The sequence below is a fragment of the Streptomyces varsoviensis genome (genome assembly GCF_000718635.1).
Taxonomy (GTDB): domain Bacteria; phylum Actinomycetota; class Actinomycetes; order Streptomycetales; family Streptomycetaceae; genus Streptomyces; species Streptomyces varsoviensis.
In genome coordinates this window covers 39,650-60,133 of record NZ_JOBF01000032.1, presented here as the reverse complement: position 1 = coordinate 60,133, position 20,484 = coordinate 39,650, and the positions used below count along the sequence as shown (strand labels likewise).

The following is a 20,484-nucleotide window of genomic DNA, read 5'->3' as shown; positions in this document are numbered from 1 at the left end:
GGTGACACCACCCCCCAGGTCATCCCTTCGACAGGGGGCAACAGTCATGCCGGACCCGGAGGCCAGCGGCCCCATTGCGGAGCCGCGGAAAACATAACGGGCGGGCGGTCCGCAGGAAGCCCTCTGCTCTGAGGGAGCGTTGGGGCTGTCCGAGGCTTCGCCTTGGCGTCATGCCACGAGCAGGGCCGCATCCCAGGGGGAGGCGGGGCGGTCCCCGAGGTAGGCGTGGAGGGCGAGGGCGATGCCGGCGCTGCCCTCCAGGAAGCCCGCGCGATGGACTGCGTTCCGGACTCCGGGGCCGAGGACGGCGTGGTTGTAGACGTATCCGAAGGGGGCGCCGGGCCGGTAGGCGGACCCCAGGGACGAGGCCAGCGCGGGCAGTCGGCCGGCGAGCCGGCGGCTTCCGCTGTCCCGGGCCATCAAGCCGGCGACGTGGAGCACGCCCGCCCAGCCGTGACACAGCGAACTGTCGGACACGGACTCCCGCACCGGCCGCCCGAGGGCCGCCGCCATGGCGTCGACGGCCAGGTCTTGCCAGTCGGCGCGCTCCATGGCCAGGCCGGCGAGCTGGATCGCGCGGGCGGTCCCGGGAGTCCCGTAACACCAGGCGACTCTGGGCACCTGGTGGGCCTGTGTGTCGTGTCCGTTGCCGGAAGCGTCGGAAGCGTCGGAAGCGTCGGAAGCGTCGGAAGGGTCGGAAGGGTCGGAGGGGTCGGAGGGGGCGGGAGCGTCGGAGGGGTCGAAGGCATCGAAGGCATCGAAGTCGACGGGGCCGGGCCACAGGCCGTGCGCGGTCCGTCGGCCGACGAGGTCGTCGACGATGCGGATGACGGCCCTCCGCTGACCGGGCACGCGTACGCCTTGCCGCCAGGCGAGGGAGAGCAGGGCCAGGGGGCCGCTGATGCCGTGCGCCAGCCCGAGGTTGAAGTGGCCGCGGGGATACTCCGGCCCGGCCCCCGGCTTCGTCGGGACCCACCAGCCCGGCACCTGACGTCCGTGCGCGGTCACGGGTTCGGTGAGGCGGACCAGGTAGGCCAGGGTGTCGCTGAGCAGGGGCCGGTGTGCGTCGCCGCGGAGCAGCAGATAGCGCCCCAGTCCGGTGGCGCCGGAGACGACGTCGTAGCTGTGCATGTCGACGCCGGGACGGCGTGCGGCCAGCCGCTGCGCCTCCTGGGAGAGCAGGGCGCGCAGTTGGTTGGTCACCTGGGCGTCGAGGGTGGCGAGCAGGTCGGCGTAGTCGTCGTCGCCGTGCCGGGAGGTGAGGGCGGCGAAGGCGAGGGAGGCGGTGCCGCCGAACAGCCCCGCTCCGGCCGGCCGGCGCAGCCCTCGGGCGGCGGCTGCCAAATGCGCGTGCGCGGCACGCCGCAGGCGGCTGTCGTGGTGCGAGAGCTCGGCGCACAGCAGGGCGACGCCGGCGTGAGACTCGCCCAGCCCCAGCGGGCGCCACGGCGGACTCGCCTGCGGGCTGCCGGGATGCTGGTCGACGTTCCCGGGCGCGGTCGCGGCGGCCGCCACGTACTCCGGGTCGATGAGCCGCTCGGCCAGGTCGTCCATGATGGCGCGCAGCTTCCCGGCGGTCCCTGACCTGGCCTCTCCTGTCCCCGCCGGCTCCGCTCCGGCCGCCCGTGCCCCGGTCGCCGCTCCTCCTGGTCGTGCGGCGCTCACTTCGCCGGCGGCGGTCACGTGGTGTTCCTGACGTGGTCGCGGTGGGCTTGCAGGGCTCCGCGCATGATCGCCGTCGCGGCTTGCTCCGCCTCGGGGTTGATGCCGATGAGCCGGTTGTGGTGCATGTGGAGCAGGGACAGGAATACGGAGGTGGCCGGTGTCCAGCCGCGGTCGCCGAGGTCGCGCAGGATGTGCGCGTAGTCGGTCAGGGCCGCCGCGCGAGCTTGCCAGGCGGCCAGCAGCTCCTCGCCCCCGGGGCGGGCGCGCAGCCCCTCCCAGCTTCCGCCGGCGTCGACCAGATCGAGGGCTTCGCGCCTGCGTTCCTGGAATGCCCGGTGCATCGCACCGCGGGGGACGGTGTCGAGGACCCGCGAGATCCAGGAGGGCTCGCGGCCGTTCGGGAAGCCGGGCGCGGTGTCGTACGGGCCGTCGTACACGGTGCCGTGCGCGGTGTCGTACGCGCTCCAGAAGGTGCGGGCGAGGTGTGCCTGCCCGGCTGCCGCGATCAGTACGGGCTCCAGGGAGAGGCGGCCTGATTCCCGCAGCGCGAGCGCTTCGAGGGCCGCGGTGCTGTCGGCGTGGAAGAACCGTTCGGCCGCCGCGATGGCCTCCGGGCCTCCGTAACGTTCCAGCTCGGGGTCGTACATGTGCAGGTCGAAGCCGCGGATCAGGCGGTTCGCGCGGAGCGTGGCGGCCCAGCGGTGCAGGTGCGGCAGCACCTCCGAGGACAGCGCCTCGGGCGTGCCGTGGAACCGTAGCCGCAGGTGGTCGTCCAGGTCCCGGTACCGGATGAAGAACCAGCGGTCCACCTCCTCGGGCACCCCGGCGAGCAGGGAGTTCATGGAGCGCGCGAGCAGTTCGTCGTGCCGGGCGGCGGTGCAGTGGACGGTGGCGTACAGCCATTCGCCGCCCGGGGCGTGTGCGAAGTCGTGCTGCCGCCGGGGCGAGGGGCCGGCTGGTTCCCGCCGGCCCGGTTCCCGGAGGGGCGGAGCGGCGGGCCGCTCGGCAGGCGCGTCCGGGGCCGGCCGCGCCACCAGAGGGATCACCAGTTCGTTGCGGTGCGGGCCGTCCGGGCCGGTCAGCCACCCCGCGCCCGACCCGTCCGGGTCCAGCAGTTCCTGCACCACGGTGGCGGGGCGGCGTTTCAACTCGTGCCGCAGCAGCCGCAGATGGAGCGGGCGGGTCAGGTCGAGTTCGAGGCGCTGGTCCGTGTAGACCGAGCAGATCCGGTCGGGCACCCGCCAGCGCTTGCGCCACGCGTGCACCGCGTCGGCCCATTCGCCGAACGGCGCGTCCTGGTCCCGGACGGCCTCGGAGGGGCGCCAGCGTGCCGGAGCGAGGACGACGCGCCCGTAGCGCACTCGCGGTACGTACGGCAGGTTCCCGGCCTGACCCCAGTCCCAGTGGACGCCGCGGACCTCGCCCCGGCCGATCTCGGCCAGCAGGCGTACGGCGTTGGGGGCCAGGGAGTGGGTGTTGAGCCGGTGCAGCACGGTCGGCAGCACCTCCCGGCCGCTGCCGGTCTCCACGATCCGCAGCCGCCGCGGACCGGCGGTGACGGCGAGGTTCTCCAGCGGCAGCGTGCCGGGCTCGGAGGCGTCGGCGAACACACCCACCGGAACGATGTGCTCCAGCAGCCGCGGGACCTGGGCCACGTTGTCGCCGCGGCCGTGGCGGGCCTGGAACACGAGTTGCGCGCGCAGCGCGTCCGGCGCCGAGTCCCCGCCGCCGCCCGCCTCGGCCAGTTGGGCCAGCGAGGCCCGCGGCTCGTCGGGAAGGAGGTAGGCGAACCGGCCGAACGTCGAGACAGCCGAACCCACCGCGCCGCCCGTCAGGACCAGCCGGAACTCCCCCTCCCGCAGCGCCTCCACCGAGGTCGCCAGAAGCTGGGCGAACAGCTCGGCCGATGGCGGCCGCCGCTCCTGGGCGCCGCCGGTGAACCGGGCTGCTCGCTCGATCACGTCCTCATCGACCACGACCTCGTCGGCGCCGGAGAGCAGCGCCTCCTGGGCGAGTTCCATCATCAGCCGGTCCCGCTCGGTGGCGTCGGACGGCACCGGCGGCGCGGTACGCGTACTGGGCGGCTGCGCATACCCGGCGGGCGCGCCCAGCCCGGCGTCGGGGTCCAGCAGCTCCGTCACGGAAACGGCCCGCCCCGTGCCGTAACGCTCCACGAACTCCCTGTGGTATTCGCCGAGTGCCGTGGAACCGGGGGAGTCCGGGGCGAGCCGCCACAGGAGGTCCGCCGCCCGCTCGGCCTCCGCGGCCACCGCGGGCGGTAGCCGCACGCTCGCGTCCAGAGCCAGGTCCACTTGCACACCCCGCTGCGCGGGCCGCAGCCGGTGCATCCGCGAGACGATGTCACGCCAGGCGCTGTGACCCTGCCCCAGCGGCGCGGCCGCGTAGTCGGAGAGGGAACGGACGACATCGCCCAGTGCGGCCGGGTCCGGGAACGCGGAAGGGTCCACAGCGGCGAGAGCGTCCAGTACGTGCCGCCCCGCGTCTGGCGTCTCCGCCGGTGGGCGAAGATCGGTGAGCAGGAATTCCTTTCTGATCAGCTCGCCCAGCATGCGGTCGACCGCGCCCCTCGGGGCCGCGGGGAACCGCTGGGCCAACCGCCGCCTCAGCTCCGGGTAGCGCAACGGCCTGTCCCGCACCGCCTCCAGCGCGGCCCGCACCGCTTCGGTGTGACGGACGTTGACCTCGCGCACCCCCTCCTGCGGGGCGGCGGCCTCACCGCTCTGATCCTCCAGAGGCAGATACGACAACGCGAGACGGTCGCCGCGCACACGACACAAGTTGTTGGCCGATACCCGGAGTTCGTTCAGCACCTCCGCCCTCGTGGTCCAGGAAGCCGCGAGCGCCCTGATCCAGCCCCGCTCCAGCCGCACCGACTTGCGGTGCGCCGTGCCCACACGCACCCGAGCGGACTCCGCGGTGTCCGCGAATCGCGCCACCGCGACCCCGGCCATCAGCCCGAACGGCGTGCACCGCGTCGCCATCCGCAACCGGTACGCGGTCAGCGCGCGCACCACCCGCCGCACGTCGGAAGCGCGCCCCTTCTCCCCGCGCAGAATCTCATCCCAACGACGCGCCAGAGACGGACTGGAGACCCCCACCGCCTCCCGCAACAGCTCGTCGCGGGCCAGCGAACGCAGATACCCCACACTCTCGGAGATCTCGTCCGCGTCGCCCTCCACGATGTCGGCGTGAGTGACCGCGGCGTGACGCAAGGACTGGGCCGGAGCACGGAGCAGCACAACACCGGCGCATGAGAAGGAGATCCAGTCAGGCACGTCGCTCTCTTCGGCGTTCGGTCGACACCATCGACAACATCGACAACAACGACAAGGCCGAACGAGGAGACGACTCCCGCTGTAACACAGGCAGCCGCCTCCCGTTCACCCCAGGCCCACTGGTCACAGTTGAGTAATCAGGCCCACGGGTTCACGCGTTCATCGATGCACGCGTTCATCGGTTCACAGACAAGGAAAAGCGCTTTACGCGCACGTCCACGCACACGTCTGAGGGCACGTCACGGCCTCGGTCTGGGTCATGGCCACAGGCATCGTGGTCTCGTTCGGGTCCACGATCTCGCGTACGTCCAAGTCGAATATGTCCTGGGAACGGTCATGGTCGAGCATGGTTCCTCCTGATATCGAACGGGATGGCACGTACTGACCGACAAGATCGGCCAACATGTGGAGAGTGACAGGTGCCTGGGGCATCTACAAGACCCGCGCGTCACTCCAGCCACCCCGCACGGGGCACCGGCTCCCCGCCTACGAGGGCCTGGCGTCCACGATGCGTTTGAACTTGCCCACCGAGCGCTCCAGCGTCTCCGGGTCGACGATTTCGACCGCTACCGACACCCCTATGCCGTCCTTCACGCCGGAGGAGATCAGCCCGATCGCCTCCGTCCGCTGCTCGGGCGTCGCACCGGGCCGCGCCTCGGCCCGTACGGTCAAGTGGTCCATGCGGCCCTCGCGCGTCAGCCGGAGCTGGAAGTGCGGCGCGATGCCGGGGGTGCGCAGCACGATCTCCTCGACCTGGGCGGGGAAGAGGTTGACCCCGCGCAGGATGATCATGTCGTCGCTGCGGCCGGTGACCTTCTCCATCCGGCGGAAGGGCGCGGCGGCCGTGCCCGGCAGCAGGCGGGTGAGATCGCGGGTCCGATAGCGGATGACCGGCATGGCCTCCTTGGTCAGCGAGGTCAGGACCAGCTCGCCGTGGGCGCCCTCGGGCAGCGCCTCGCCGGTGATGGGGTCGACGATCTCCGGGTAGAAGTGGTCCTCCCACACGTGCAGCCCGTCCTTGGTCGCCGCGCACTCCTGCGCCACGCCCGGGCCGATGATCTCCGAGAGGCCGTAGATGTCCACGGCGTCGATGGCGAACCGCTCCTCGATCTCGCGGCGCATCTCCTCCGTCCACGGCTCGGCCCCGAAGACGCCGACCTTGAGGGACGTGCTGCGCGGATCGACGCCCTGGCGCTCGAACTCGTCGAGGAGGGTGAGCATGTAGGACGGCGTCACCATGATGATCTCGGGGCGGAAGTCCTGGATGATCCGTACCTGGCGCGCGGTCATGCCGCCGGACGCCGGAATCACCGTGCAGCCGAGCCGCTCGGCGCCGTAGTGCGCGCCGAGGCCGCCGGTGAACAGTCCGTAGCCATACGCCACATGGACCTTGTGGCCCGGCCGGGCGCCGGCGGCGCGCAGCGACCGGGCCACCACCTCGGCCCACGTCTCCAGATCGCGCTCCGTGTAGCCGACGACGGTGGGCAGTCCCGTCGTGCCGCTGGAGGCGTGGATGCGCCGGATGTCGGACTCGGGGACGGCGAACATGCCGAACGGGTAGTTCTCCCGGAGATCCGCCTTGACGGTGCAGGGGAAGCGCGCGATGTCGGCGAGCGACGCGCAGTCCTCGGGCGCCACCGCCGCCGCGTCGAACGCGCGCCGGTAGAAGTCGACGTTCTCGTACGCATGGCGCAGCGTCGCGCGCATCCGCCGCAACTGGAGGGCTTCCAGCTCCTCGCGCGACATCCGCTCCGCGCCGTCGAGGAGGTCCCGCGGACCCGTCATGACATCACCGCCCCATCGAACCGACCGATCATTCGGTCGCCGTGTCTCCGATCAAATAACCAGGAGGCCCCGGCATGCGTCAAGGAGGGGCGGCGGCCTGTGGATAACTGGTTCGGGAGCCGATGGCTCGGCGTGGAAGCCCAGCATGCGCGCCAGTCGCGCCATAGGCTCACGCGGGTGCCCGGCCAGGATGAGGAAGACGAGGAAGATGAGGAAGACGAGGAAGATGAGGAAGGGGCCGCCCCGTGTCACCGCGTCCATACCCGCGCCGCTCGCTGACCTCGGTCTCCGCCGTCGCCGCCGCCCTCTCGGTCGCCGTCGCGAGCGGCGTGGCCGCCACCCCAGCCGCCGCCGAACGCAGGCCCGTACCCGTCTCCGCGCCCGTACCCGTCTCCGGGTCTGCGCCCGCGCCGCGGCTCGTACCTGCCTCCGCGCCCGTACGCGGCTCCACGCCCGTACCCGCGTCCGTACCCACCCCCACGCCCGCCGCGTACGCCCCGCTGCTGGCGCTCGTGGACCTGTCGGCGCGGCGGCTGGCGATCGGGGACCTCGTGGCCGCCGCGAAGTGGGGGAGCGGCGGGCCCGTCGACGATCCCGCGCGCGAGCGGCGGGTGCTCGACGCGGTGGCGCGGCAGGCGGCCCAGCGGGGCGCGGACCCGAAGGCGACCGTACGGATCTTCCGCGACCAGATCGAGGCGAGCAAGGTGGTGCAACGAGCCCTGCACCGCGCGTGGCGGGCCGATCCGGCGGCGGCGCCGTCACCGGCCGAGCGCCCCGACCTCGCCGAAATCCGGCTGAAGATCAACCGTCTCAACGACGACCTGGTACGGGCCATCGCCGCCGCGCGGCCCGCCCGCGCCGCCCGCACCTGCGACGGCCTGCTGGCGGTGAGCGCCGCGCGCACCCGGCAGACCCGCCACCTGGACCTGACGCACGCCCTCGCCCTCGCCCGCGCGCTGCCCTCGGTGTGCGAGCACCGGCCTTGACCACGCGGCGCGGGGGCCGGGGCCGATGCTGGTGTCAGTGCCAGTGCAGGCTCCGCCTTCGGTGCGCTTGCGCGCGTCCTCACCCCGCCTCGGCGGCCTTCGCCTTGGCCCAGCGGTAGTCGGCCTTGCCGCTGGGGGAGCGCTGGATGTGGTCGGTGAAGACCACGCTGCGGGGGATCTTGTAGCCGGCGAGCCGGGTGCGGCAGTGGGCCTGTACGGACTCTGGACTCAGCGGACCGGCCCCCTCGCGCGGCTGCACGACGGCCGCCACCCGGTTGCCCCAGCGGGCGTCCGGTACGCCCGCGACCAGCGCGTCGTACACGTCCGGATGCGCCTTCAGCGCCTGCTCGACCTCCTCCGGGTAGACCTTCTCGCCGCCCGTGTTGATGCACTGCGAGCCGCGCCCGAGCACGGTGACCACGCCGTCCGCGTCGACGGTGGCCATGTCGCCGAGCAGTACCCAGCGTTCGCCGCGCGCCTCGAAGAACGTCTCGGCGGTTTTCTTCGGGTCGTTGTAGTAGCCCAGCGGCACGTGGCCGCGCTGTGCCAGCCGGCCCGGCTCGCCGGGGGCGACCGGCTCGTGCGTGGCCGGGTCGACCACGGCCGTACGGTCGTTGACGCGGAGCCGGAACCCCCGGTCGGGGCCCGAGTCCTCGGTGGCGGTGCCGTTGAAGCCGGACTCCGAGGAGCCGAAGTTGTTGAGCAACAGCACGTTCGGGACGAGTTCCTGGAACTGGGCCCGTACGGTGTCCGAGAGGATCGCCCCCGAACTGCTGACGGTGAACAGCGACGAGCAGTCGGTGCCGCGCAGGGGGCCGCCGAGCGCGTCCACGAGGGGGCGCAGCATGGCGTCCCCCACCAGGGAGACGCTGGTGACCTTCTCCTTCTCGATGGTGCGCAGCACCTCGTGGGGCACGTACTTGCGGTGGATGACCACCTTCTGGCCGAAGTCGAAGGCGATGAAGGTGGTGAGCGTGGAGGTGCCGTGCATGAGCGGCGGCGCGGGGAAGAAGACGAGGCCCTCGCCGCCCGCCGCCACCCGCTCCGCCAACTCCTCGGGGCGCTTGACGGGTTCGTCGGTGGGCGCGCCGCCTCCGAGGCCGGAGAAGAAGAGGTCCTCCTGGCGCCACATCACGCCCTTGGGCATGCCGGTGGTGCCGCCGGTGTAGATGATGATCTGGTCGTCCGCGGACCGGGGGCCGAAGCCGCGTTCGGGCGAACCCTCGGCTTCGGCCTCGGCGAAGCCGACCGGCGTGATACGGGGCTCCGGCGCGCCGTCCGGGGCCGCGCCGACGCGAATAAGGTGGCGCAGCCGCTCCGCGCGGGGGTGCGCCGCCGCGACGCGCGCGGTGAACTCGCCGTCGAAGACGAGCGCCACCAGGTCCGCGTCGCGGTAGAGGTAGGCCAACTCTTCTTCTACGTAGCGGTAGTTGACGTTGACCGGCACGGCGCGGATCTTCAGGCAGGCCCAGAGCGTCTGGAGGTACTCGACGCCGTTGTAGAGGTGCAGGCCGACGTGTTCGCCGGGCCGTACGCCGCGGTCGCGGAGGTGGTGGGCGAGCCGGTTGGCCGCCGCGTCGAGCTGTGCGTAGGTCAGCCGCCGTTCGGCCCCGGTGCCCGGATGATCGGCGAAGACCAGTGCCTCGCGGTCGGGCACGGTGTCGACGATCGATTCGAAGAGGTCGGCAAGGTTGTACTCCACGTGTCCTCCAGATCGGGGCTGACAGATCGGGGTTGACCGGGGCGACCGAGCGGCTTGGCGGTCATTAGAGCGCCTGGCCGTACAGGTGGGAAGGGCGCGCGCCGAAGAAAACTGACTCCCTGTCAGATAACTCTTGTACTCGCCCCCCGGCTGCTGCAACCTGTTCTAGGTCTTGAGGCGAGCGGACCGACAGGGCGAGCGGGCCCGACAGCGCTGCCGGGCCCGACAGGACCGACAGAACCAGCAGGACCGACAGAACCGACCGGACCGGGAGGACGTGGCATGGGCGGGGAAACGGAACACCTCGGCGTGGAACGCGTCGGCGCCACACTCGTACTGACCCTGAACCGGCCGGAGGCGAAGAACGCGCTCTCGCTGCCGATGCTGGTCGGGCTCTACGACGGCTGGCTCGCCGCCGACGCGGACGACGACATCCGCTCGGTCGTGCTGACCGGCGCGGGCGGCGCGTTCTGTGCCGGCATGGACCTCAAGGCGCTGGCCGGCGACGGCATGGGCGACCAGTACCGGGACCGCCTCAAGGCCGACCCCGACCTGCACTGGAAGGCGATGCTCCGGCACCACCGGCCGCGCAAGCCCGTCATCGCCGCCGTCGAGGGCCACTGCGTGGCGGGCGGCACCGAGATCCTTCAGGGCACGGACATCCGCGTCGCGGGCGAGAGCGCCACCTTCGGCCTCTACGAGGTACGCCGCGGACTCTTCCCCATCGGCGGCTCCACGGTCCGCCTCGCCCGCCAGATCCCGCGCACCCACGCCCTGGAGATGCTGCTCACCGGACGCCCGTACCCCGCCGCCGAGGCCGCCAGGATCGGGCTCATCGGCCACGTCGTGCCGGACGGCACCGCCCTCGCCAAGGCGCTGGAGATCGCCGAGGCCGTCAACGCCAATGGGCCGCTGGCCGTCGAGGCCGTCAAGGCGTCGGTGTACGACACCGCCGCCATGACGGAGGCCGACGGGCTCGCCCACGAACTGGAGCACGGCTGGCCGGTCTTCGACACCGCCGACGCCAAGGAAGGCGCCCGCGCCTTCGCCGAGAAACGCCCGGCCGTCTTCCGGCGCGCCTGATGACCGGCTCCCGCCATGTCACGGCGCCCGCCGCCGAGGCACTGTTGCCGGTCGCATCCCGCTGCGCCCCGTCCCGTCGGCAGCGCGCGCCCGGGCACCCCGTACGGCGCCCGCCGAGGCGCTGCTGTCGACAGCGTCCCGCTGCGCCCCGCCCGTCGGCAGTGCGCACCCGGGGTGCCCCGGGCGACGCCCGCCGCCGACGCGCTGCCGCCGGCCGCGTCCCGCTGCGCCCCGTCCCGTCGGCGGCGCGCACCCGGCCGCAAGCCCGTATGTCACCGCGTGACCGTCGCCCCGCCAGGGAAACGGCCCAGGTTCTACGCGAAGGAGACCACCGCATGTCATCCGCCCCGGCGCCCGAGGCGCTGAGTGCGCCGCTCACCGTCGAATTCCCCTTCACCCGCTCTCTCGGGCCCGTGCAGAGCGCGTTCCTCACCGGGCTGCGGGAACGCGTGCCGCTCGGCGTGAGGACGAGCGACGGGCGGGTGCTCGTGCCGCCCGTGGAGTACGACCCGGTCACCGCCGAGGAGATCGGCGAGCTCGTCGAGGTCGCGCCCACCGGGACCGTGACCACCTGGGCCTGGAACCCGGCGCCGCGTCGCGACCAGCCGCTGTCCACGCCCTTCGCCTGGGTGCTCGTCCGGCTCGACGGCGCCGACACCGCCCTCCTGCACGCCCTGGACGCGCCGGGGCCGGAGGCCGTGCACACTGGGATGCGGGTCCGAATCCGCTGGGCCGCCGAGCGCGGCGGGGCCATCACCGACATCGCGTGCTTCGAACCGGACGACGGCCCGGACGACGGCCCGGAAGGCCGCCAGGACGACGGCCGTGACAGCAGTGCCCAGGCCGCTGAAGCGCGCCCGCACGACGGGCGGTTCGCGGACCTCGTCACCGGCATCGTCGCCCCCGCCCGGCTCGACTACCGCTACTCGCCCGGCCGCGCGCAGACCCGGTACCTCGCCGCGCTCGCCGAGCACAAGACCGTCGGCGAGCGCTGCCCCTCCTGCCGCAAGGTGTACGTGCCGCCCCGCGGCGCCTGTCCCACCTGCGGCGTCGCGACGGCCGAACAGGTCGAGGTGGGGCCGCGCGGCACCGTCACCACGTACTGCGTCGTCAACATCAAGGCGAAGAACCTCGACATCGAAGTCCCCTACGTCTACGCCCACATCGCGCTCGACGGCGCCGACCTCGCGCTGCACGCCCGCATCGGCGGCATCCCCTACGACCAGGTCCGCATGGGCCTGCGCGTGGAGCCGGTGTGGGCCGAGGGCGGGCGCTACCCCGACCACTACCGACCCGCCGACGAACCAGACGCCGACTACGACGCGTACAAGGAGCTGCTGTGATGCCCGACGCCCCCGACGTACCGGACGTGGCCGTCGTCGCCTTCGGGCAGAGCGAGCACCGCGCGAACACCGCGGACCTCTCCGAGGTCGAGATGCTGCTCCCCGTCCTCGCCGAAACCCTCGGCCAGGTCGGACTCACCGCAGGGGAAACCGACTTCACCTGCTCGGGATCGAGCGACTACCTGGCCGGCCGCGCCTTCTCCTTCACCATGGCCCTCGACGGCGTGGGGGCCTGGCCGCCGATATCCGAGTCCCATGTCGAGATGGACGGGGCCTGGGCGCTGTACGAGGCGTGGGTCAAGCTCCGCACCGGCGAGGCCGAGACCGCGCTCGTCTACTCGTACGGAAAATCTTCCCCGGGTCACCTCCGGGACGTGCTCACCCGGCAGCTCGACCCCTACTACCTCGCGCCCCTGTGGCCCGACTCCGTCTCCCTGGCCGCGCTCCAGGCCCAGGCGCTCATCGACGCGGGCCACACCGACGAACGCGCCCTCGCCGCCATCGCCGCCCGCGACCGGACGAGCGCCGAGGAGAACCCGCACGCCCAACTGCGCGGTTCGGCCCCGCCCGAGCGGCTGCTCGACGCCGACTACCTCGTACGGCCGCTGCGCGGACACGACGCGCCGCCCATCGGCGACGGCGCCGCCGCCGTCGTCCTCGCCGCCGGGGACACGGCCCGCCGGCTCTGCACCAGGCCCGCGTGGATCAGGGGCATCGACCACCGCGTCGAACCGCACGCCCTGGGCGTCCGCGACCTCACCGACTCGCCCTCCACCCGGCTCGCCGCCGAGCGCGCCGGAGCCTTCGACGCCCCCGTCGACACCGCCGAACTGCACGCCCCCTTCACCTCCCAGGAAGTCGTCCTGCGCAAGGCGCTGCGGCTCGGCGACGACGTGACGGTCAACCCCTCCGGCGGCGCCCTCGCCGCCAACCCGATGATGGCGGCGGGCCTCATCCGCATCGGCGAGGTGGCGGCCCGCATCCACCGCGGCGCCTCCGACCGGGCGCTCGCCCACGCCACCTCGGGCCCCTGCCTCCAGCAGAACCTGGTCGCCGTACTGGAAGGAGACCCCCGATGAGCAAGGAGCCCGTCGCGGTCGTCGGGATCGGCCAGACCAAGCACGTCGCCGCGCGCCATGACGTGTCCATCGCCGGTCTCGTCCGGGAAGCGGCCGTACGGGCGCTCCAGGACGCCCGACTCGGCTGGCCCGACATCGACGCCGTCGTCATCGGCAAGGCCCCCGACTTCTTCGAGGGCGTCATGATGCCGGAGCTGTATCTCGCCGACGCCCTCGGCGCCGTCGGCAAGCCCATGCTGCGCGTGCACACCGCGGGCTCCGTCGGCGGCTCCACCGCCCTCGTCGCCGCCAACCTCGTCGCCGCCCGCGTCCACCGCACCGTCCTGACCCTGGCCTTCGAGAAGCAGTCCGAGTCCAACGCCATGTGGGGCCTCTCCCTGCCCATCCCCTTCCAGCAGCCGCTGCTGGCCGGGGCCGGCGGGTTCTTCGCGCCGCACATCCGGGCGTACATGCGGCGCACCGGCGCCCCCGACACCGTGGGCTCCCTCGTGGCGTACAAGGACCGCCGCAACGCCCTCAAGAACCCCTACGCGCACCTCCATGAGCACGACATCACCCTGGAGAAGGTGCAGTCCTCGCCGATGCTGTGGGACCCCGTCCGCTACTCCGAGACGTGCCCGTCCTCCGACGGCGCCTGCGCCATGATCCTCACCGACCGGGGCGGCGCGGGGCGCTCGCCGCACCCGCCCGCCTGGGTGCACGGCGGCGCGATGCGCAGCGAGCCCACCCTCTTCGCGGGCAAGGACTTCGTGTCGCCCCAGGCCGGCAAGGACTGCGCCGCCGACGTCTACCGGCAGGCGGGCATCGCCGACCCGCGCCGGGAGATCGACGCCGTCGAGATGTACGTGCCCTTCAGTTGGTACGAGCCGATGTGGCTGGAGAACCTGGGCTTCGCCGCCGAGGGCGAGGGCTGGAAGCTCACCGAGTCGGGCGTCACCGAACTCGATGGCGACCTCCCCGTCAACCCCTCCGGCGGGGTCCTGTCCACCAACCCCATCGGCGCCTCCGGCATGATCCGCTTCGCGGAGGCCGCCCTCCAGGTGCGCGGCCAGGCGGGCGAGCACCAGGTGGACGGGGCCCGCACGGCGCTCGGCCACGCCTATGGAGGCGGCGCGCAGTTCTTCTCCATGTGGCTCGTCGGCTCCGAACCGCCGACGTCCTGACCACCGCCGGAGGGGTACGGGCGGGCCGCCGCGGCCTCTTTGGAGCGGCTCGCCGCACCGCGCGCCGTCCGGGGCGTACGGACCTGTCCCCGCGGCCTGTCCGGCGCCCGCCCCGATCGCTAGGGTGGGGCCCCGACGACCGACCGGGAGGAGCACGGACGTGGCGGAGAGCACGACTGAGCATCCGGCTGCCGGCGCGCGGCCGCAGCTCGACCTGAGCAACGCCCAGTGGCAGTCGAGCAGTCAGGGACCGGGCGACGTGCAGGTCGCCTTCGTGGAGGGCTACATCGCCATGCGCGACGGCCGCAGCCCGGAGGGCCCGTCGCTGATCTTCAACCCCGGCGAGTGGCGCGCGTTCGTACTGGGCGCGCGGGACGGGGAATTCGACCTCACCTGAGGCACCCGGCGCGGCGGCCCGGGGCCGGCTCCGCCGGCGAGCCCTCCCCGGCCGCTCCGCGACCCCTCCGTCCAGCGCCGCCCACCGGGCCGCCGACGCGGCGACGGGCCACGACCGCCCCGGGCCCCGAGACGCGAAAGGCCGCCGGGCACGTACGATGTGGGCATGTCGTTCCTCCGCCGCCGCAGCGCAGCCACGCCCACCGGGCCGGACTTCGACGTCCTCGCCATGGACCCGGGGGACTGGCCCGGGGACCTCGGAGCCGGGCTGCTGCCCGCGCCCGACGGTAGCTGCCAGGGCGTTTTCCTGCGCTACGACCTCTTCGGCGGGCGCGGACCAGCGATGATCATCGGCAATCTGCCCGAGGGCTCCCCGGCGCGGGACGTCGCGGACGGGCAGGTGCCGTTCGAGGTGGCGCAGCTTCTGGCCGCGCTCGACAACGACGAGCCGGTGCACGTCGTGGAGACCGAGGACACCCCGGTCATGCACGACGACAACCTGCTCATCGTGCGGCGCGTCAAGTGCTCCGAGAGCCGTGTCTCCTGCGCCCAGTTCGACCGCAGCGACGGCGTGCTCGTCACCATCGCGAGCTGGGACCGGCCGATCACCGACGAGCTGTACCAACTGCTCAAGCCGCTCCCCGCCGAGCTGTTCCAGCAGGGCTGAGCACGCCCGGCCGGGTCGAGCGCATCCGGCAGGACCGGGCGCGGGGCCGGCAGTCGCCGGGCCCCGCGCCGCGCGCGTCATCCCCCCCGCGCGCCTCACCGGCCGGAGGGCCGCAGCGTCACATCGGCGGCCCGTACGTACCCCACCCGGTGCCCGACCTGGATCTCGTAGTACGTGTCCTTGCCGCGCACCACCTTGTGCCCGGCCGGATCGAACGTCTGCGCCCACAGGTACTCGGCCGCGGCCCTGCCGCCCACCGCGTACGCCTGCCCGGCGAGCAACCGGTACGGCAGCGGCGAGGCGGACTGCACCGGCACCCCGGCCGGGTACGCGGCCTTCTCCGGGTACGCGCGCCCGTACACCGGGACGCCGCCGGGGCGCCGCTTCGGGACGGCGACGAGGCCCTTGGCGTCCAGGGCGGTCGGCCGGGCGTGCGGGTTGTGGAACCACGCCTTCTGCCCGAGGTACCAGATCGCCGTCCAGTCGCCGTGCCGCCCGGCCACGGCGAACCGCTGACCGGTGGAGGCGCGGGCTCCGGTGTCGTTGACGCCGGTCGTGGAGTCGCCGCCGTCGGGACGCAGCCCGATGTCCTTGACCAGCGGCGCGCCCGCGCTGGGCGCGGTGTGCAGCCGGACCGCTCCGGAGCCGTGCGGCGCGCAGGTCTGTCCCGCCTTCTCGCAGCCCGTGTATACGGGCCGGTGGCGGTCGTAGTCGGGGGCCACGGTCACCAGGCCGCCGTGCGGGCCCGCGGTGCGGTTAAAGGGGCGGCCCAGCAGCCGGAAGTAGTGCGCCCAGTCCCAGTACGGGCCCGGGTCGGTGTGCATGTCCTTGACCGTGCCGGCCGTCGTGCCGGGCACGTTGTCGTGGCCCAGGATGTGCTGCCGGTCCAGCGGGATGCCGAGCTTGTGCGACAGGTACCGCACCAGCCGGGCCGAGGTGCGGTACATCGCCTCCGTGTACCAGGCGTCGGGGGCGGTGAGGAAGCCCTCGTGCTCGATGCCGACGGACTTGGAGTTCACATACCAGTTGCCGGCGTGCCAGGCGACGTCCTTGGTCCGCACGTGCTGCGCGATGTGCCCGTCGGAGCTGCGCACGGTGTAGTTCCAGGAGACGTACGTCGGGTCCTTGATCAGCTTGAGGGTGGTGTCCCAGCTCCCCTCGGTGTCGTGGACGACGATGTAGTCGACCCGCTGCGACGCGGGGCGGTCGGCCAGGTCGTGGTTGCCGAAGTCGCCGTCGCCGAACCGCTCGTAGGGGGCGGGAACCCACTCGCACGCCACCGTGCGCGGGCACTCGACGCCGCGGCCCGCGCCGTCCGCCGCGCCCTTCGCCGGAGTTCCGGCGGGCAGGCCGAGCCGGTCCAGTTGCGCGGATTCGGCCCGTAGCGCCGGGTCGGCGGCGAGCGTCACGCGCTGGCCCTGGTCCGTGGTGCGGGACTCGCCGCCGCGCAGCACGTCGTAGACGTCGTCGGCGAACACGGCGGCCGTCGCCGCGTCCGAGGCGCCCGAATAGCCCGCCACCGCGCCGTACCAGTCGGCGGGGTCCGCGCTCGGCGGCAGCCCCAGCCGCCGCTGTTCGGCGGCGAGCAGCGCCGCGCCGCCCCGGACGTTGGCCGCCGCGTCCCGCCGCAGCCGCTCGCCCGGCAGGCCGGTCAGCGCGGCGGCCCGGTCCAGGGTGCGCAGCCGGGCGGGCGCCTCGGCGGCCTGCTGGGGAAGCCGGTCGCGTACGGGCGTCCAGGGCCGTGCGCCGTCGCCTCGGGGGTCCTCGCCGCCCTCGCCGTGGTGCGGGGCCTCGGCCAGGGCCGTACGGGCGTCCGTGAGGTGCATGGGGCCGTAGCCGCCGGTGACGCTCGGTGCGCCGCCGTGGCCGTCCCAGCGGGACTCCAGATAGCCGACGGCGAGCAGGACGCTCGGCGGCACGTGGTAGGCGGCCGCCGCGTCGGCGAACGCGCGCTGCAGCTCCCCGGAGGGCGGCGGCGCGGCGGTGGCGGGCGGGCCGGTCGCGACGAGCGGCAGCAGCAGGGCGGCGGTCGCCGTGGCGGCGGCCGCGGTGCGTAGCGCGCGGCGGTGGCGCGACGGTCCCGAATCGTTTCTTCGCGGTCCTGCCGGACGCAGGAGCAGTGCGGACAGTGTGGGCAACACAGCCTCCTCAAGCCGGGCCGTACCGTGCGCCGGGGCGCATGGTGCGCGGCGGGCGGGCGGAGCCGGACCCACTTAGAGGTACCCCTGGCCGAGGCGGCGCCAATCCTGCGGGAGGAAGCCGCGATCCTGCGGGAGGAAACGGAACGCGCACGTCAGCGCCCATGTCGGGGAGTTTCCCGGAGCAGCCGCGCGGACCTGCGGCGCGTCACAGGTCCATACCGGTGACGCGCCGCACAGAGGTCGAGACCCGATGCCGGTGGTGTCAGCGGGTGCCGACCGCGGCTCGCACGGCACGCCGTGCGAGCGCGCAGTCGTCGTGCAGCCGCCGGAGCAGCAGCCGCTGCTCCTCACCGCTCTCGGCCGCGCCCGGAGCCGCCGGGGCGGGGTCGTGCATGGTGCGCTGCACGGCCGTCTCATAGGTGCGGATCTCGCGGGTCAGCACCAGCATCAGATTCACCAGGAAGGCGTCCCGCGCGGCGGCACCGCTCTGCTGGGCGTGCTGGCTGATCTGACGGCGCGCCACCGGGGCGTCCCCGAGCACCGTCCACAGGGTGGCCAGGTCGTACCCCGGCAGATACCAGCCCGCCTGATCCCAGTCGACGAGCACCGGCCCGGCGGGGGACAGCAGAACGTTCGACAATTGGGCGTCGCCGTGACAGAACTGCCCCTGCGCGTGGGAGAGTCCGCGCAGCAACTGCTGGAGGTCGCCGAGGTCCCGGTCGGTCAGCAGCCCCAGCTCATGGAAGCGGGCGATGCGCTTGCCGTAGTCCAGCGGCATCTCGAACAGGCCCGCCGGCGGCCGCCACTGGTTGATCCGGTGCACCGCGCCGAGCGCGGCCCGGACGTCCGCGCGCGGTGGCGCCTCGACCGGATGCCGCTGCGTGGCCGTCGCCCGCCCCGGCATCCGCTCGACGACCAGCGCGCAGTTGTCCGGGTCGGCCGCGATGAGCCGGGGCACGCGCACCGGCGGCCGGTGCCGCACGAACGCGCGGTAAGCGGCTATTTCGTGCCGGAACCGCTCGGCCCACGCCGGGGAGTGGTCCAGTAAACACTTGGCGACCGCGGTGGCGCGGCCCGTCGTGCCGATCAGGATCACGGACCGGCCGCTGTGCCGCAGTACCTGCACCGGGCTGAACTCCGGACAGATCCGGTGCACCGAGGCGATGGCCGCGCGCAGTTGGGCGCCGTGCGGGCCGGACATGTCGATTCTCCCGCTGAGCGGCTGGGAGCGGCCCGCGCCCTGGGGGCGCTTGAGCCGCCCGCCGACGCCGGGAGGGGCGCCCGGGGAGCCGGGGACGACGCCCGCACCGGCCGCGTGGGTGGGGTCGAGGTAGGGCCCCCCACCGGCCGGCTGCGGACGGTAGGGCCGAGGCGGCGCGGACACGGAGGACGATGCTGCGTACATGGGCTATACGGATCCCTTCGTGTGCCGACGAACTTGCGTGCGCGCCCCGGTCCCGGATGCCATGGGCACCCTGGGGAATGCGGTCCGGCTGCCGGGCCCGGGTGGCGCGTTCCTACATCACACCCGCGCCCGGGTGGCACACCATCTGGCGCACCCTGGCGAACCCTGGCGAATACTCGCGTGGCTCATGACGGGCCGATACCTTCAAGTCAGCCGAGGAACCTGGGGGCTTGACGTGATGAGGGAACCCAACACCCGACTTTCGGACCTGTTCGGCCTGGCCGGCTGGTCGAAAGGGGAGCTGGCGAGGCTGGTGAACCGGCAGGCGGCGGCCATGGGCCACCCGCAGCTCGCCACCGACACCTCGCGGGTGCGGCGCTGGATCGACACGGGGGAATGCCCCCGCGACCCCGTGCCGAAGGTGCTGGCGGCCCTCTTCACCGAGCGTCTCGGTCGTGTCGTGACCATCGAGGACCTCGGGTTCGCGAAGCAGGGGCGCGCAGGCAAGAAGCAGTCCGCGGACGGACTGCACTGGCCCCCCGGGCGTACGGCCGCGGTCCTCACCGAATTCACGGGAATGGACCTCATGCTCAATCGACGTGGATTGGTGGGCGCGGGCGCCGCGCTCGCCACCGGTACCGCACTCAGCAGCACGCTGCACGACTGGCTGAAATCCGACAAGACCCTGGCCTCCGACGCCCCCCGCGTCGACGACCCGCTGTCCTCCCTCTCCTCCATGACGGCCGATCCGGCCAGTTACGACCGGTACGAAGCGGCCCCCGTGGGGTCCCAGGAGATCGACGCCCTGGAGAGCTCCGTCGACGTCTTCCGCCTCTGGGACGCGAACCGCGGCGGCGGCCTCCAGCGCAAGGCCGTCATCGGCCAGCTCAACGAGGTGGGCGGGATGCTCGCCTACCACCACCCCGAGCCCCTTCAGCGCCGGCTGTGGGGGGTGGCCGCCAACCTGGCGGTCCTCGCGGGCTGGATGTCGCACGACGTGGGCCTGGAGCCCACCGCCCAGAAGTACTTCGTGATCGCCGCGCACGCGGCCCGTGAGGGCGGCGACCGGCCGCGGGCCGGCGAGGCGCTCTCCCGCGCCGCCCGCCAACTGGTCCACCTCGGCCGCCCGGACGAGGCGCTGGACCTCATGAAGGTGGCGCAGCGCGGCTCGGGCCCGGAGAACCTGCCGCGCACCCGGGCGATGCTCTGCACCATCGAGGCGTGGGCGCAGGCGTCGATGGGCCATGGCCAGGCCATGCGGCGCTCCCTGGGCCGGGCCGAGGAGCTGTTCGCCGCGGACAAGGGCGATGTGCCGCCGCCGAGTTGGATGCAGATGTTCGACGAGGCGGACCTGCACGGCATGCAGGCCCTGGTGCTGCGTACGCTCGCGGAGCGCGATCCGTCGGCGGCGCGCCTCGCGCAGAACCACGCCAAGCTGGCGCTGGAGCTGCGGGTGGACGGCCGCGAGCGGTCGAAGATCTTCGACTACATCTCGATGGCCTCGGCCTGCTTCATCGGCAGCGACCCGGAGCAGGCCGACCGGTACGCCCGGCTGGCCCTGTCGACCATCGGCCACACCTCGTCCCACCGCACCTGGGACCGGCTGCGCGAGATGTACCGGCTCACCGGGCGGTACGCGAGCGACGGCAGCATCCGGGAGCTGCGCGCGGATATCCGCAAGGCCATGCCGAAGGCGCCGAAGAGCGCGGCGAACGGCAGGAGCGGCGCCGTGTGAGGGGCGGGCGGCACCGCGGGAACCCGCCTGCCGCGGCC

Annotated in this window: 15 protein-coding genes; 8 read left to right on the top strand and 7 right to left on the bottom strand. The window is 73.2% G+C overall.

Translation table 11 applies throughout. From position 1 onward, the window contains the following. Positions 1 to 168: 168 nt before the first annotated feature. From IF55_RS32085 to paaK, 4 genes are all read right to left on the bottom strand, one after another. Positions 169 to 1,683, bottom strand: coding sequence for a lanthionine synthetase C family protein (locus IF55_RS32085; RefSeq protein WP_157854563.1), 1,515 nt, complete (start codon positions 1,681 to 1,683; stop codon positions 169 to 171). Then, the gene (locus IF55_RS32080) at positions 1,680 to 4,961 is read right to left on the bottom strand and encodes a lantibiotic dehydratase (RefSeq protein ID WP_078645608.1); all 3,282 of its coding nucleotides are present in this window, start codon (positions 4,959 to 4,961) and stop codon (positions 1,680 to 1,682) included. Before IF55_RS32080 ends, IF55_RS32085 begins: the two co-directional genes overlap by 4 nt. 204 nt (positions 4,962 to 5,165) lie before the next feature. Next, complete coding sequence (locus IF55_RS39570) at positions 5,166 to 5,309, bottom strand: hypothetical protein (protein WP_157854561.1); 144 nt, start codon at positions 5,307 to 5,309, stop codon at positions 5,166 to 5,168. A gap of 138 nt (positions 5,310 to 5,447) precedes the next feature. Continuing rightward, positions 5,448 to 6,746, bottom strand: coding sequence for a phenylacetate--CoA ligase PaaK (paaK, locus tag IF55_RS32075; RefSeq protein ID WP_030890633.1), 1,299 nt, complete (start codon positions 6,744 to 6,746; stop codon positions 5,448 to 5,450). A gap of 245 nt (positions 6,747 to 6,991) precedes the next feature. Here paaK and aroQ point away from each other — a divergent pair, with 245 nt between their 5' ends. Continuing rightward, entirely contained in the window at positions 6,992 to 7,732 is a 741-nt protein-coding gene (gene aroQ / locus IF55_RS32070) for a gamma subclass chorismate mutase AroQ (protein ID WP_245661566.1), read from the top strand. A gap of 79 nt (positions 7,733 to 7,811) precedes the next feature. On the opposite strand, the gene IF55_RS32065 is transcribed toward aroQ, so the two are convergent. After that, on the bottom strand, positions 7,812 to 9,434 hold the full coding sequence (locus tag IF55_RS32065; protein ID WP_030890624.1) for an acyl-CoA synthetase: 1,623 nt from the start codon (positions 9,432 to 9,434) through the stop codon (positions 7,812 to 7,814). A 282-nt stretch (positions 9,435 to 9,716) separates the two neighbouring features. On the opposite strand from IF55_RS32065, the gene IF55_RS32060 reads away from it, so the two are divergent. The 6 genes from IF55_RS32060 (at position 9,717) to IF55_RS32035 (ending at position 15,165) form a co-directional block, all read left to right on the top strand. Next, positions 9,717 to 10,517: a crotonase/enoyl-CoA hydratase family protein gene (locus IF55_RS32060; protein ID WP_030890622.1), complete on the top strand. Its 801-nt coding sequence runs from the start codon at positions 9,717 to 9,719 to the stop codon at positions 10,515 to 10,517. Between the two features lie 335 nt (positions 10,518 to 10,852). Further along, positions 10,853 to 11,860, top strand: coding sequence for a Zn-ribbon domain-containing OB-fold protein (locus tag IF55_RS32055; protein WP_030890620.1), 1,008 nt, complete (start codon positions 10,853 to 10,855; stop codon positions 11,858 to 11,860). Continuing rightward, a complete protein-coding gene (locus tag IF55_RS32050) occupies positions 11,860 to 12,939 on the top strand; it encodes a thiolase domain-containing protein (protein ID WP_030890617.1) in 1,080 nt (359 codons plus the stop codon). The genes IF55_RS32055 and IF55_RS32050 overlap by 1 nt, the downstream gene beginning before the upstream one ends. After that, complete coding sequence (locus IF55_RS32045; protein ID WP_030890615.1) at positions 12,936 to 14,102, top strand: thiolase domain-containing protein; 1,167 nt, start codon at positions 12,936 to 12,938, stop codon at positions 14,100 to 14,102. Before IF55_RS32050 ends, IF55_RS32045 begins: the two co-directional genes overlap by 4 nt. Positions 14,103 to 14,262: 160 nt before the next feature. Then, positions 14,263 to 14,499: a DUF397 domain-containing protein gene (locus IF55_RS32040; RefSeq protein ID WP_030890613.1), complete on the top strand. Its 237-nt coding sequence runs from the start codon at positions 14,263 to 14,265 to the stop codon at positions 14,497 to 14,499. A 165-nt stretch (positions 14,500 to 14,664) separates the two neighbouring features. Continuing rightward, the gene (locus IF55_RS32035) at positions 14,665 to 15,165 is read left to right on the top strand and encodes a hypothetical protein (RefSeq protein ID WP_030890610.1); all 501 of its coding nucleotides are present in this window, start codon (positions 14,665 to 14,667) and stop codon (positions 15,163 to 15,165) included. 95 nt (positions 15,166 to 15,260) lie between these two features. Here the strand turns inward: IF55_RS32035 and IF55_RS32030 are convergent, their stop codons facing one another. Both IF55_RS32030 and IF55_RS32025 read right to left on the bottom strand, forming a co-directional pair. Beyond that, the gene (locus IF55_RS32030) at positions 15,261 to 17,294 is read right to left on the bottom strand and encodes an N-acetylmuramoyl-L-alanine amidase (RefSeq protein ID WP_245661568.1); all 2,034 of its coding nucleotides are present in this window, start codon (positions 17,292 to 17,294) and stop codon (positions 15,261 to 15,263) included. Between the two features lie 274 nt (positions 17,295 to 17,568). Further along, positions 17,569 to 18,711: an aminoglycoside phosphotransferase family protein gene (locus IF55_RS32025; RefSeq protein ID WP_030890605.1), complete on the bottom strand. Its 1,143-nt coding sequence runs from the start codon at positions 18,709 to 18,711 to the stop codon at positions 17,569 to 17,571. Positions 18,712 to 18,946: 235 nt separating this feature from the next. Here IF55_RS32025 and IF55_RS32020 point away from each other — a divergent pair, with 235 nt between their 5' ends. Continuing rightward, entirely contained in the window at positions 18,947 to 20,446 is a 1,500-nt protein-coding gene (locus IF55_RS32020; RefSeq protein WP_030890602.1) for a DNA-binding protein NsdB, read from the top strand. Positions 20,447 to 20,484: the final 38 nt, after the last annotated feature.

Bases quoted from the DNA above. Each gene is read 5' to 3' on its own strand.
- IF55_RS39570 (WP_157854561.1), bottom strand. From the start codon at position 5,309: ATGCTCGACCATGACCGTTCCCAGGACATATTCGACTTGGACGTACGC.
- paaK (WP_030890633.1), bottom strand. From the start codon at position 6,746: ATGACGGGTCCGCGGGACCTCCTCGACGGCGCGGAGCGGATGTCGCGC.
- IF55_RS32060 (WP_030890622.1), top strand. From the start codon at position 9,717: ATGGGCGGGGAAACGGAACACCTCGGCGTGGAACGCGTCGGCGCCACA.
- IF55_RS32055 (WP_030890620.1), top strand. From the start codon at position 10,853: ATGTCATCCGCCCCGGCGCCCGAGGCGCTGAGTGCGCCGCTCACCGTC.
- IF55_RS32050 (WP_030890617.1), top strand. From the start codon at position 11,860: ATGCCCGACGCCCCCGACGTACCGGACGTGGCCGTCGTCGCCTTCGGG.
- IF55_RS32045 (WP_030890615.1), top strand. From the start codon at position 12,936: ATGAGCAAGGAGCCCGTCGCGGTCGTCGGGATCGGCCAGACCAAGCAC.
- IF55_RS32035 (WP_030890610.1), top strand. From the start codon at position 14,665: ATGTCGTTCCTCCGCCGCCGCAGCGCAGCCACGCCCACCGGGCCGGAC.
- IF55_RS32025 (WP_030890605.1), bottom strand. From the start codon at position 18,711: ATGTACGCAGCATCGTCCTCCGTGTCCGCGCCGCCTCGGCCCTACCGT.